The following is a 12,735-nucleotide window of genomic DNA, read 5'->3' on the forward strand; positions in this document are numbered from 1 at the left end:
CCCCCGCCCCCCCCCCCCCCCCGGGGGGGGGGGGGGGGGCGCGATTCCATGACCGCCGCGTTGACGGCATTGAGGGCGTGCAGTCGTCGTTCGCCGAGCACGCGCTCGGTCGTCTCGGTGACGGCGCAGAACACCCCGCACACCGTGCCCGTGGCGGCGAGGAGCGGGCTGTAGCTGAAGGTGAAATACCGTTCCTGCGGACGCCCCTCCGTCAGCAGTGGCCGCATCAGATCGTCCGACCAGGTGGCGGCCCCGGTGGCGACCACGCTGGTCAGCATGGGGCCGATCGACTCCCAGATATCCCACCACACCTCGCGTCCGGCTCGCCCCAGGGCGTCCGGGTGCCGATCGCCCAGGATCGGGAGGTAGGCGTCGTTGTAGACCAGGAACAGCTCCCGCGCGTCCAGCCACAGCAGAATGGGGAACCGCGACGTCAGCGCCACGGTCACACTGGTGCGCAGCTCGGCGGGCCAGTCCGCGGGCACACCGAGCGGGTGCGCGGCCCAATCGAATTCGGCGAACCGCCGCCCCATCTCACCGCCCAGCGCGATCGCGGCGCGCAGGTCGGGCGGGATCGCGGGGCCGGACGGCGGGGGTGCGGTCATGGGTGTCTCCTGACGCTCCTCAGTGCTTCCTGGCCTGCGCCGATGTCGGATAGACGGCCAGCACGCTGTCGAGGTTCGTCACCTGTAGCGGCCGGACCACCCGCAGGTCGGAGGCCACCAGCCGCACGGATATCCCGGCGTCGATTCCGTGTTCGTGGCAGTCGAGCAGGGCGTTCAGTCCGGCGCTGCCGAAGTACGTCACACCGTCGAGGTCGACGACGAGCAGCCGGGCCGGATGTTCGAGCGCCGACTCCAGGGCGGCTCGCAGCCCCTCGGTGAGGGTGTGGACGCTGCTGATGTCCACATCGCCCTCGGCTCGCACCGTCACCGCATCGTGGTCCACCTCGTGGTCGACCCGCAACCGATTCATCCGCCGTCCCAGTTCCAACCGTCGTATACCGCCGTCGAGATTACGGGCGGCGGTCCTCCGGCGCGGCGCTACCGTGTGGACCGGAGTGCGGCGGTATGCGTTCGTGCACCGTGAGCAGCAGATGATCGAAGCGGCTCTGCACATTCGGCGGGGCGGGCGGCACGGAATCCAGTTCCGCGATGAGTTGCGCGGCCAGATCGCGCAGCTTCGTATTCGTCTCCTGGGACCGCCACCGCAGCACCTGGAACGCCTGCTCGGCGGTGATCCGGTAGATGCGCATGAGCACGCCCTTGGCCTGCTCGATGACGGCGCGATTCTCGAAGAGGCCGGGCAGCGTCTCGTCGAGCATGGTCTGCGCCGTCTCGGCGATGGTGTCGGTGAGGTCGATGTAATAGCCCGAGGTGCCGACCACCGCGCCCGCGTCGTCGAACATGCGGTCGGCCACCACGATCACATTGTGGATGCGCCCGGCGGTGTCGACGAAGCGGTGTCGGCTCGAGAACGACTCCCCGGAGTGCAGGGCGTAGTCCAGGATGTCCTGGACGTGCGCCCGGTCCTCGGGGTGCTTGTGCGACAGCAGCAGCTCCGTCGTCGGTTCGACGGTGCCGGGTGCGTATCCGTGCATCCGCGCCACCTCGTCGGACCATTCCCAGCGCTGCCCGACGAACCAGAAGCGGAATGTGCCCACGACCTGCCGCTGCTGCCCGGTCGCGGTGATCTCGTACGCGTCCGGACCGCTCTCCGGAATCTGCACTGGCCCCTTCACTCCACGGAGTATCCCACCCCTCGAACTCCCGTACGAGCGGCTCGCCGGATCCGCTCAAAAGTGCTGTGCGGCATGTGCTCTGACAGGGGTCCGGATCACTCTCCGTACGCGGGGCGGGGAGGTTTGACGGATGCCGGAAGTGGGCACCCCCGGAAAGTACGTCGACTCGGTGAAGAAAGCCGCCGGTTCGACGAAGTCGGAGGGAACGAGGAGAACCCGATGGCTGAGTCGACCCCTGCGCGCACCACCGCCGCCGACGCTCCCGCGTCGGCCCGGCGACGTGGCAGCCGCGGTGACAGCTATGAACACCTCGAGCCGTTGTTCGCCCGGCTCGCCGCCTTCGAATCGGACGACCCGCGCCGGGAGCGGGTGCGTTCGGAAATCGTGCGCCTCGGACTGCCCCTGGCCGAGCACATCGCCCGCCGCTTCGCGAACCGCGGCGAACCGTTCGATGATCTGTTGCAGACCGCCCGGGTGGGCCTGGTGCAGGCGGTCGATCGCTTCGACCACACGCGCGGCGCGGCCTTCCTGTCCTTCGCGGTGCCGACCATCATGGGCGAGGTGCGCCGCCATTTCCGCGACCACACCTGGTCGGTGCGGGTGTCCCGGCACACCAAGGAGATCCACGGCCGGATCGGATCGGCCACCGAGGTCTTGGCCCACCGGCTGGGGCGGATGCCCACCGCGCGCGAACTCGCCGTGGAACTCGAGGTGGATGTGACCGAGATCAGCCGGGCCATGATCGCGGCCAACTGCTACACCACCGATTCGCTGGACATGACCGTTCGAGACCAGGACGGAGACAGCTCGACTCCGGCCGTGGAGCGCCTGAGCACCGAGGAGCCCTGCTACCGGCTGCTGGAGGACGCCATGGCGGTGCGGCCGCTCATCGCGCGGCTGCCGCAGCGGGAGCGGCAGATCCTGATCTGGCGCTATTTCGGCGCCATGACCCAGAGCCAGATCGCCGATCGACTCGGTATCTCCCAGATGCAGGTGTCCCGCATTCTGTCGCGCACGCTGACCCGGCTGCGGGACGAGGCGCTGGCGGACCCGGAGCCCGCCGAAGATGATTCGAGATCGGCGCTGAGCGTGCGCTAGATTCCGCATACTTCATCACGAGTCCACTAGATTCACGAATTATATTCAGTTCACTGGACCTAAACCCGCATTATTTTCATACTTTCACTCCGAAGCTGCTCACCGAGACCAATACGACAGTCAGGAGTGCCGGTGCAGATCGGAATCCCCCGCGAGGTCAAGAACCACGAATACCGCGTGGCCTGCACACCCGCCGGTGTGCACGAACTCGTCACGCGCGGACACGAGGTGTTCATCGAGGCCGGAGCCGGGGCGGGCTCGGCCTTCGCCGACGACGCCTACGCGGCGGTGGGCGCGCGCGTCCTCGACACCGCCGACGAGGTCTGGGAACGGGCCGACCTGGTGCTCAAGGTGAAAGAGCCGGTGGCCGAGGAGTTCTCCCGGATGCGCGCCGATCAGGTGCTGTTCACCTACCTGCATCTGGCGGCGTCGCGGGAGTGCACGGACGCACTGCTGGACTCCGGTATCACCGCCATCGCCTACGAGACGGTCACCGGTCCGGACGGCTCGCTGCCCCTGCTGGCCCCGATGAGCGAGGTCGCCGGGCGGCTGGCCCCGCAGGCGGGCGCGTACCACCTCATGCGCAGCCAGGGCGGGCGCGGTGCGCTGCTGGGCGGGGTGCCGGGGGTGCGCCCGGCCAAGGTGACCGTGATCGGCGCGGGCGTGGCGGGCGGCAATGCCATCGCCATGGCGGTCGGCCTGCACGCCGAGGTCACCGTGCTGGACCTGAACATCGCGCGCCTGCGCGCCGTCGACGAGCAGTACGACGGCCGGGTGCGGACCGTCGCCTCCAACGCCTACGAGGTCGCCGATGCCGTGCGCGAGGCCGATCTGGTGATCGGCGCGGTGCTGGTGCCCGGGGCCAAGGCGCCCACCCTGGTGTCCAATGGCCTTGTCGCCCAGATGAAGCCGGGCTCGGTGCTGGTCGACATCGCCATCGACCAGGGCGGCTGCTTCGCCGATTCGCGGCCGACCACCCACGCCGAACCCACCTACCGGGTGCATGACTCCATCTTCTACTGCGTGGCCAATATGCCCGGGGCGGTGCCGAATACGTCCACCATCGCGCTCACCAACGCCACCCTGCCCTATGTCACGGCGCTGGCCGACCGCGGCTGGCGGGATGCGGTGGCGGCCGATCCGGGCCTGGCCGCCGGGCTCAGCACCGACCGCGGCCGACTGCTGTCGGAGTCCGTGGCGGCGGCGCACGGCTACGCCGCGCACGAACTGGTCGGCGTCTAGGACCGGTCGCGCTCGGTACCCGCCGGGCGCAGATGTTCGAAGATGAGAATGGTCTCGGTCGCGGATACCGCCGGGTGCGCGCTCAGATGTTCGAGGACGAAACCGCGCAACCCGTCGGTGTCGGCGGTGGCGACATGGATGAGGTAGTCGTCCGCCCCCGCGATGAAGTAGACGTTGAGGACCTCCGGCAGCGCCGCCAGCTGCCGCCCGAATTCGGCGAGGTATTTGCGCGAATTGCCGTGCAGCCGAACCGCGATCATGGCCTGCAGGCCGCGCCCGAGCGCGGCGGGGTCGATATCGGCGTGGAAGCCGCGAATGACGCCCCGCTCCACCAGCGACCGCACCCGGCCCAGGCAGGTCGACGGTGCGATACCGGCCGCCTCGGCCAGGGCGTTGTTGGTCATTCGCCCGTCGCGTGCCAGGTGATCCAGTAGGACTCGATCGATGGCGTCGATCGCGACCGGGCCACGCCCGGAGGTCGGCGGTACGGGTGGACGCGCGGGCGAATCCTTCCTGCTCACCGGCCTACCGTACCGAATGTTCGGGATCGCATCGGCCGGTCCGCACCACGCCGCGCGGGCGCGGTGGATGCGTTGTGACACAGGTCGCCGCCCGCGGGGCTGGCGCTACCGGGCCGCCGAGGCATACGCTCACGACGGCACGAACGCGAAATCCCTTGTTCCAAAAGAACATTCGTAGCAAATAGGACAATCGACCACAGGATTGCCGTATTCCGTCGCACCTCGTGCCGGTTCCCGACCACGCCGTCAGGCGCATTGTCGCAAGGAGTTGTGCCGGTGCCGGTTGCTTCCCGTCCGCACGGTCCGCTCACCCGCCGTCGCGCCCTCGCCGCGCTGACCCTCTTCGCGCTACCCGCCGCCCTCGGGGCGCGCTCGGCCGCCGACGGCGAGCCCGCCCGCCCGCATTGGGATTACGCGGCCGACGGTCCCGAGCACTGGGCCGACCTGGACCACCGCTTCCTGGCCTGCCGGGTGGGCCACCAGCAGTCCCCCATCGATCTGCCCCGCCACGCCCCGCTCGATCCCGCCGACCATCTGGCCTTCGCCTACGGCCCGCTGCCCGCGGTCGGCCTGACCGACAACGGGCACACCCTGCAGGCGGCCGTGCCCGCCGCCGGCGGACACCACATCGTCCTGGACGGCCGCCGGTACGCGCTGACCCAGTTCCACTTCCACACGCCGAGCGAGCACACCGTCGACGGCGTGGGCACCGTCATGGAGCTGCACCTCGTCCACACCGATGCCCGGGGCAACCTGGCGGTGGTCGCGGTTCTCATGGAGACCGGCCCCGCGCCCTCGGCGTTCACGCCCCTGTTCACCGAGCTGCCGCCCCCGGGCGGCTCCCACACCACCGGCCCATTCGACCTGCGTACCCTGCTCCCCACCGATCACGCCCAGTTCCGCTACGGCGGATCGCTCACCACACCGCCCTGCACCGAGGGCGTGGCATGGACGGTGCTGCGCGAACCCGTCCGGGTGACGGCCCGGGAGGCCGACCGCTACCGCGCGCTGTTCCCGCACAGCAACCGCCCCACCCAGCCCCGAAACGGCCGCCCGGTCCTGCTGGCGGGCGGCTGACGCACGCCCGAACCGCCCGCGCCGCGAGCCGCGAGCGAACGGAGTGCCGCAACCCATCGCAGGTGGCCGACCGGTCTGTTTCCGAATCGGAATCCGGCCGCCACACCGGGCGTCGATCCGAGATCGTCACGATCGACGGTGTCGGGGTGTAGGAAAGGACGCAGCGGCTATCGCTGCATCGAACGGACGAGGAACCGGGACCGGGAACCGCCAGCGGTGGCGCGATCAGTGGGAGGTGCGATGACGCGGGGTGTGTGGGCCGCGCCGGGACGGGTGAACATCATCGGTGAGCACACCGACTACAACGGCGGCTACGCCCTGCCGATCGCGCTACCGCAGGTGGTGCGGTGCGCGGCGGCGACGGAAACCGATGGGCGCGTGCGGGTTACCTCCCGGCAGCACCCGGGCGAGCGGATCGACGTCGCTGTCGCGGAGCTCGGGCGGACATCGATCGCCGGGTGGGCGCGCTACCCGCTCGGCGTGGTGTACGAGTTCCAGCGCCGCGGGCACGGCATCCCCGGTGTCACCCTCGAGCTCGACGGTGCCGTGCCGATCGGCGCCGGCCTGTCGTCGTCGGCCGCCGTCGAGTGTGCGGTGGCGCTCGCGCTGCGGGATCTGTTCGACCTTCCGGTGCGGGTACCCGAGCTGATCGACATCGCCCGCACCGCCGAGAACGACTACGTGGGCGCGCCCACCGGCAGTCTCGACCAATCCGCCGCCATGCTCTGCACCGCCGGGCACGCTCTCTTCCTGGACTTCGGCAAGGGCGACCACGAGCAGGTCGCCTTCGATCTGGCCGGGGCGGGACTGGAGCTGCTGGTCGTCGACACCGATACCCCGCACCGGCTGGTGGACGGCGAATACGCGCGCCGCCGCCAGCAGTGCGAGGCCGCGGCCACCGCGCTCGGCGTCGCCACCCTGCGCGAGGTCGCCGATCCGCGCGCGGTCGACACCCTCGTCGATCCCCTGCTGCGCCGTCGGGCCCGCCACGTGGTCACCGAGAACGCCCGGGTGCTGGCGGTGGCCGACGCGCTGCACACCGGGGCGGATCCGCGCACCATAGGACCGGTTCTCACGGTGGCGCACGCTTCCCTGCGCGACGACTTCGAGGTGTCCACGCCGCAACTCGACACAGCCGTCACCACCGCGCTGGCGGCGGGCGCGCTCGGCGCGCGCATGGTCGGCGGCGGATTCGGCGGCAGCATGGTGGCGCTCACCGAACGCGGCGCCGCCGAGCCGATCGCCGCGGAGGTCGAGAAGCGTTTCCGCGCCTGCGGTTTCGCCGCACCGAAGTGGTTCGTGGCACTCCCCTCCCCCGGCGCGCGGCGCATCTCCTGATCGTCGGTACGAAGGTGATCGTCGGTACGAAGGCCGCTGTCACACCAGCGATAGAGCCACGGTCATCGCCGCCAGCGCCGCGTAGATCGCCAACGCCACCCGTAACCCGAAGCGCAGCAGCGTATTCTCCGAGACCCCGGCACCGCTGGCCCGGTCACCCGCGACCGCCAGGATCAGCATGATCATCGGCAGCGAGGTGAAGACGGCATGGCCCGCACCGCTGTTCTGCACCGCCGCGAACCAGACGTCCAACCCGGACGGCGCGAGCTGCTGCTGCAACGGCATCGTCAACACGTTGCCGCCCACATTCGATCCGGTGACGAAGCCGCCGAGCATGCCGAGCGCCGGTGCCGCCAGCGCGATCACCAGCGGCGGGGCCGCCGCCACCGCCCCGCCCACCCGCTCGATCATGCCGCTGTCGACCATCAGCCGCCCGAGCACGACGAATCCGGTCAGCGCCAGCAGCGGCCGACCCACGCGCACCAGCGCTGCCCGGACCTCCGCCCACCGCACCCGCCCCCGGTCCAACACCAGCGCCGCCACCAGCAGCGGCAGCCCCGGCGACGCCAGCAGCGCGAAACTCGCACCGCCCGCGTGCAGCGCCACGGACGGCACACCCACCGCGGTGGCCGCGCGCGATGTCGCGATACCACCCAGCACCAGCCCGTAGGCGTACAGCACCGCCCCCGGCGGAACCAGCCGCCCGGGACGCACGGACCCGTCGCCGAGCCCGAACGCGGGTCGGCGTTCACCAGCGCCCACGCCCACGCCCACGCCCACGCCCCGAGCCATTCCACCCCGCCGAGGAATCACCCCGCCACCCGTGCCCGCGCTTCGCGAGAATCGCCGCAGCCATCCCCGATCCGCACCGCCCACCGCCACGGCACGCGAGCAGCGTGACGCGCACCCACCCTCGCCGCCGCCTCCGGTCGCACTACCCGGGAAGCGCGAGGCACTCCGATTCCCCGCACCACGTCCGGTCCCACCCCGCGCGAACCGCGACACACCCGCATTCCACACACCATCTCGGGCGGTCGGGTGCGTGGCGCGTAATGTCCAGCGGGCCTCCATATCTCGCGAACTTGTCGTCCGCCGCGGGTGGGCCCGATTCCGGCCCGCAGTTCCCGCAGCGGTGGCCTCGCCGGTCGCTTCGGGCGTCCGCACGGCTCCTGACGGCCGCCGCGCAGCGCACAGCAGCAGGCCGACGGTGGTGGTGAACAGCCCGGCCAGCACACCCGCGGGCGAGACCACGCCCAGGTGGTTGCAGGCCAGCAGGGTGAGTGCGAGCAGCCCGCCCGCTCCCGCCGCCTGCACCGTGGTGCGCAGCCGGTGGTCCGGTCGGGCCAGCAGCGCCGCCCAGACCGTCACCAGCGGAAAGACCAGGGCGCTGGTGACCGCCGTGGCGGTGCCCAGGGTCGGCAGCGGCAGGTCGGTGAGCGTCGCGCCGATCACGGTGGCCAGGCCGAGCGTGCCCCAGGGCATGATGTTCATGCCCAGCATGGCCTGACGCAGTGCGGTGGCGGGCGGGGCCAGCGCCAGCAGGACAGGCACGGTGACCAGCAGCGACACCCCGAAGCCGGTGAGCGCCTCCACCATGGGCGCGATGCCCGCGACCACCAGCGCGACCTTGGCGGGCCCCGACAGCGGCAGCCCGCGCACCCATTCCCGAAGCGACTCGTGCACGCCTCGGCGGGTGAGCACCTGGCTGAGGTAGACACCGGGCAGCATGACCGCCGCCGCGTTCAGGACCAGCAGGCCCGCGCCCGCCGCCCCGGTGCCGAGCGCGGACCGAGGCAGCGCGAACTCCGGCCGCCATCCGATGAGCAGCACCGCCGCCCCCACCCCCGCGACCGCGGCCCAGTGCGCCGGACGGCGCAGCCCGGTGATCATTCCCAACACCACCACCAGCGGGATCACCGCCGCAACCAACACCATCGCCGCCTACGCCCTCTCCTCGTGTACCGAATGCGCACCCAGCCTGACGGCGGCGACGGTCGGCGGTCTTGAACGAAAATCTCGGCCCGCGAGGGCCGCAGGGCATCAGGGCCGGATCGCGCCCGGTGTCACCCCGAAGTAGCGCTTGCAGATCCGGGTCAGATGCGCTTGGTCGGCGAATCCGGTCGCTGCCGCCACCTCGGCCGGTGGCCGCCCGGCCAGCAGCAGTCGGCGCGCGCGATTGGCGCGCAATCGCAGCAGGTAGGCGTGCGGCGGCAGCCCGTACGCCTCCCGGAAGGCGGTGATGAGGGTGGTTCGCGGAATCCCCGCGGCGGCACCGAGTTCGGCGATGGTGACCGACTCGGCCCACCGGTCGTGCAGAACCTGCCTGGCCACGTCCAGACCCCGGCGCGGCGGTGTTCCGCCCGCACCCGCCCGGCCGGGGCGGGCGTGCCGACGCAGCACCGCGCCCAACCCCGCCAGCAGCAGGGATTCGGCGGTCAGCCGATCACCGGCCAGCTCCTGTTCGCGGTGGGCGCCGCGCAGCCGGACGAACAACTCGTCATCGCGCACGGCCGTCTCGGGAAACCAGACGTCGGACCGGCCGAGCAGTTCACCGGCCAACTCCTCGACCAGCTCGGTGTCGAAATAGAACATCCGGTAGCGCCAGCCGGATTCCGCGGCGGCGAATCCGGTATGCACCTGTCCGGGATTGATGATCACCACTTGTCCGGCGGGTATCACCACTTTCCCGCCCGCCATGTGCAGCCCTTCCGCGCCCTGTTCGATGACGCCGACGGAAAGCTGCTCGTGACTGTGCCGATCGAAGGCGAAGGTCTCGAATCGCGCGGCGAGCAATTCCACCCGGGGACTGGCCGCGGCGGTCCACAGTCGAGCGTGCTCACCTGCCCTTTTCACCCGCACAGCCTATCGCCGGCAGCTCGGGCGGGAATGTGCTTACCCCCGGGCTTGCACGTGCAATTGCAGAATTCTTCGACTCAGCAATCTTGAAAGTCGTTGTGGCACAATCGCCTACGCGATCCACCAAATGTCAGGAGGGAGTCGTCATCAAAGCCGAGGCCGTGGGGGGTCACACCGTCGGGGGGAACGGGCCGCAGGAGAAGCCCGCACTGGTGCGCCGATTGGGGGTGAAGGTCGGCCGTCCCGGGCTCGGACGCACGGATTCCCACCTCGCCCTCGAGCAGGCGGCGTCGGTGGTGCGCTCCTACGCGCCGGGGGTGGTGCCGGAGCTGTTGCAGACCGCCGGTTACGCCCATGCCGTCGCCGCCATCGCCCGCCCCGCGTCGACGGCGCAGATCCAGCAGCAGGTGGAACTGCTCATGCGGCGTCAGCATCTGCTCGATCGGCCCGCCCCACTCACATTGTGGGTGGCGATCGAGGAGGCGGTGCTGCGACGCCCCTTCGGCGGCACGGAGGTGTGGCGCGACCAGCTGGACCACCTGACCCGAATGGCGCGCCGCGACAACGTGACCGTGCAGATCGTCCCGGATCACGTGGGCGGCCCGGCCATCAGCACGGTCCCGTTCACCATCTTCCGGTTCGAGCGCCCGGATGTGTGCGATGTCGTACACCTGCACCATGCGACCGGCACCCAGTTCCTCGACGACCGCACCGATCTGGACGCCTACCACCTGATCTGGGACCGACTGAGCGTGCACGCCATGCCGCCGGAGTACACCGGCGAACTCCTCACCGCCCTCACCGCGCAACGACCGGCCACCGCACTGCCGTCCGCCACCATCCAACGGGTGTGACCGGCGTCGACGCACCGCCCCCCCCCGTGGGGCGGTGCGTCGGTGCGTGACCTCACGGCGCGACCGCCGGTGAACTATCCGATGGAGGAGTCCGACAGTCGCGAGGCGAGCAGTTCCTTGCCCATCCGCGCGCCCTTGCGGCTCTCGTTCTGCGCCTTGCGGAAGAACTCGACGAGCTCGGTGTCACCGTCGCGTTCGGCATCGCTGATGTAGGTCTCCAACCGCAGCGCGTTGTCCAGGGACGCCTCCACGAACCAGATCAGGTTGTAGTCCTTGTCCTTGGTGCCGGTGATGGTGCCCGTCTCTTCGGTCTTGCTCATATCCGATACTCCTCTGTCGCTGACACGTCCTACGGTCGTCCTACCCACGGCATGCGGCGGGAAACGGGGATCAGCGGGTCGGTTCGTGCACATGCGGAGCGAGCTCGGGTGCGTACAGTTCGTCGATCTCGCTCGCGTACTTGGCGGTCACGGCCCGCCGCCGGAGTTTGAGGGTGAGGGTGATCTCGTCGCCGCCCGCTTCCCAGAACAGCGGGAGGATGCGGAAGCGCTTGATCTGTTCCACCCGCGACAACCGCTGGTTCCCGGCCGCGATACCGGTCGTGATCGCCTGTACCACACCGGGATCCGCGGCCAGGGTGGCCGCCGACGCGTCGGGCAGGCCGTGGCGGCGGGCGTACGGTTCGGCCGATTCGGCGTCGAGCACGATCAGTGCGGTGTTGTAGGGGCGGGCGTCGCCGATGACGGCCATGGCGCCGATGAGCGGAGTGGCGGCCTTCACGGCGTTCTCGATGGTGGCGGGCGACATGTTCTTCCCGGCGGCGTTGATGATCAACTCCTGCTTGCGGTCCACCACCGTGAGGTAGCCGTCGGCGTCCACGGTCACGATATCGCCGGTATGCAGCCAGCCGTCGGCGTCCACGGCCGCCCGGGTCTCGTCCGGCAGGCCGCGGTAGCCGCGCATGACCAGCGGTCCGCGGACGAGTAGTTCACCGTCCGGTGCGTGGCGAGATTCCATGCCCGACAGCAGTTTTCCGACCGTGCCGAGCCTGGCGTCACGCGGGTGGCTGACGCTGCAGATGCAGGACAGCTCGGACATGCCCCAGATCTCGGCGATGGGAATGCCGAGTCCGGCGAAGAAGCCGAGGGTCTGGGGCGGGATGGGGGCGGCGCCCGAGAGCGCCCAGCGCAGCCGGTCGAAGCCGAGCGCGGTCCGCAGGCCGCCCAGCACCAGGTCGTCGGCGCGCTCCCATTCGGCCGCGAGTTCGGCGGGGATCGGCGTTCCGGCCAGCCGGTGGGCGCTGCGCGCGGCGGCCACGCCCAGCGCCCATTCCATGGCGCCGCGGCGGCGGTCGTCCGGCTCGTTGGCGACCTTCGATTCGATGGCCGCCTTCAGTTTCTCCCAGACACGCGGGACGGCACCCCATACCGTGGGGCGCAACTCGGCCAGCGCGGGCGCGATCCGTGCGGGGTCCGCGACACAGGTCACCTGGGTGCCGAGCACCTCCTGCACGTACAGGGCGGTGAGCCGATCGGCGATATGGGCGGTGGGCAGGAAGGAGGTGATGGTGTCGCCGAAGCGGAAGCCCAGCACATCGTCGATGCCGTAGACCTGGAAGAGGAGGTTGGCGTGGGTCGTCTCCACCCCCTTCGGGTTGCCGGTGGTCCCCGAGGTGTAGATGAGCGTGGCGACATCCTCCGGCCGGACCGCCCGCCAGGCCGCCTCGAAGTCGAATTCCGGTGTGCCGTAGGCGATCAGCTGTTCCACCGACAGGGTGCCCACCGGTGCGTCGTCGACGCGCGCGAGGGTGTCAGCGGCGCTCGATGGCGCGAACGAGTTCGTGCACGGCCGAACTCGCGGCGAGCCTGCTGTCGAGTACGACATTGACCGCACCGCGCAGCAGCGCGTACGGCTCCCACCCGGCGGGTGCGATGGTGCGGGCGGCACGGCGGGCGATGGCGTCGGCGATGGCGCGTGCGGCCCGCGCCGCGGTGATCCGCACGCCGAG

The 12,735-nt window shown here is 70.5% G+C and carries 12 protein-coding genes and 2 pseudogenes; 5 read left to right on the forward strand and 9 right to left on the reverse strand.

Translation table 11 applies throughout. The features are described 5' to 3' along the window. The 3 genes from QK444_RS21160 to QK444_RS21170 all read right to left on the reverse strand — a co-directional run. Nucleotides 1–605, reverse strand: a 605-nt coding sequence (locus tag QK444_RS21160; protein ID WP_282782906.1) for a PAS domain-containing protein, incomplete at its 3' end; no start/stop codon positions are given. Nucleotides 606–624: 19 nt separating this feature from the next. Beyond that, nucleotides 625–975 (reverse strand): STAS domain-containing protein, encoded by a 351-nt coding sequence (locus QK444_RS21165; RefSeq protein WP_143981242.1) that lies wholly within the window; start codon nucleotides 973–975, stop codon nucleotides 625–627. Nucleotides 976–1,015: 40 nt separating this feature from the next. Beyond that, nucleotides 1,016–1,693, reverse strand: a complete 678-nt coding sequence (locus QK444_RS21170; RefSeq protein ID WP_282782925.1) for a PAS and ANTAR domain-containing protein — start codon at nucleotides 1,691–1,693, stop codon at nucleotides 1,016–1,018. A gap of 267 nt (nucleotides 1,694–1,960) precedes the next feature. Here QK444_RS21170 and QK444_RS21175 point away from each other — a divergent pair, with 267 nt between their 5' ends. Further along, a complete protein-coding gene (locus QK444_RS21175; protein WP_282782909.1) occupies nucleotides 1,961–2,839 on the forward strand; it encodes an RNA polymerase sigma factor SigF in 879 nt (292 codons plus the stop codon). 132 nt (nucleotides 2,840–2,971) lie between these two features. Continuing rightward, on the forward strand, nucleotides 2,972–4,081 hold the full coding sequence (gene ald / locus QK444_RS21180) for an alanine dehydrogenase (RefSeq protein ID WP_282782911.1): 1,110 nt from the start codon (nucleotides 2,972–2,974) through the stop codon (nucleotides 4,079–4,081). On the opposite strand, the gene QK444_RS21185 is transcribed toward ald, so the two are convergent. Continuing rightward, nucleotides 4,078–4,602 (reverse strand): Lrp/AsnC family transcriptional regulator, encoded by a 525-nt coding sequence (locus tag QK444_RS21185; RefSeq protein WP_282782913.1) that lies wholly within the window; start codon nucleotides 4,600–4,602, stop codon nucleotides 4,078–4,080. The genes ald and QK444_RS21185 overlap by 4 nt on opposite strands. A gap of 276 nt (nucleotides 4,603–4,878) precedes the next feature. On the opposite strand from QK444_RS21185, the gene QK444_RS21190 reads away from it, so the two are divergent. Both QK444_RS21190 and galK read left to right on the forward strand, forming a co-directional pair. Further along, nucleotides 4,879–5,679 (forward strand): carbonic anhydrase family protein, encoded by an 801-nt coding sequence (locus QK444_RS21190; protein ID WP_282782914.1) that lies wholly within the window; start codon nucleotides 4,879–4,881, stop codon nucleotides 5,677–5,679. A 240-nt stretch (nucleotides 5,680–5,919) separates the two neighbouring features. Further along, the gene (gene galK / locus QK444_RS21195) at nucleotides 5,920–7,017 is read left to right on the forward strand and encodes a galactokinase (protein ID WP_282782916.1); all 1,098 of its coding nucleotides are present in this window, start codon (nucleotides 5,920–5,922) and stop codon (nucleotides 7,015–7,017) included. Between the two features lie 39 nt (nucleotides 7,018–7,056). Here galK and QK444_RS21200 read toward each other — a convergent pair whose 3' ends face one another. Together QK444_RS21200 and QK444_RS21205 are read right to left on the reverse strand one after the other, a co-directional pair. After that, on the reverse strand, nucleotides 7,057–8,952 hold the full coding sequence (locus tag QK444_RS21200; protein WP_282782918.1) for an SLC13 family permease: 1,896 nt from the start codon (nucleotides 8,950–8,952) through the stop codon (nucleotides 7,057–7,059). A gap of 105 nt (nucleotides 8,953–9,057) precedes the next feature. After that, a complete protein-coding gene (locus QK444_RS21205) occupies nucleotides 9,058–9,870 on the reverse strand; it encodes an AraC family transcriptional regulator (protein ID WP_282782920.1) in 813 nt (270 codons plus the stop codon). 164 nt (nucleotides 9,871–10,034) lie between these two features. Between QK444_RS21205 and QK444_RS21210 the strand changes: the two genes are divergently transcribed. Beyond that, on the forward strand, nucleotides 10,035–10,727 hold the full coding sequence (locus QK444_RS21210; RefSeq protein ID WP_282782922.1) for a DUF5753 domain-containing protein: 693 nt from the start codon (nucleotides 10,035–10,037) through the stop codon (nucleotides 10,725–10,727). 74 nt (nucleotides 10,728–10,801) lie between these two features. Here QK444_RS21210 and QK444_RS21215 read toward each other — a convergent pair whose 3' ends face one another. The 3 genes and pseudogenes from QK444_RS21215 to QK444_RS21225 form a co-directional block, all read right to left on the reverse strand. Continuing rightward, complete coding sequence (locus QK444_RS21215; protein WP_029924932.1) at nucleotides 10,802–11,047, reverse strand: hypothetical protein; 246 nt, start codon at nucleotides 11,045–11,047, stop codon at nucleotides 10,802–10,804. Nucleotides 11,048–11,117: 70 nt separating this feature from the next. Continuing rightward, a pseudogene (locus QK444_RS21220) lies at nucleotides 11,118–12,524 on the reverse strand (AMP-binding protein); the annotation flags it as partial. A gap of 13 nt (nucleotides 12,525–12,537) precedes the next feature. Further along, nucleotides 12,538–12,735: pseudogene (locus QK444_RS21225) on the reverse strand (short-chain dehydrogenase); the annotation flags it as partial.

The organism is Nocardia sp. CC201C (assembly GCF_030010695.1).
Lineage (GTDB): Bacteria > Actinomycetota > Actinomycetes > Mycobacteriales > Mycobacteriaceae > Nocardia > Nocardia otitidiscaviarum.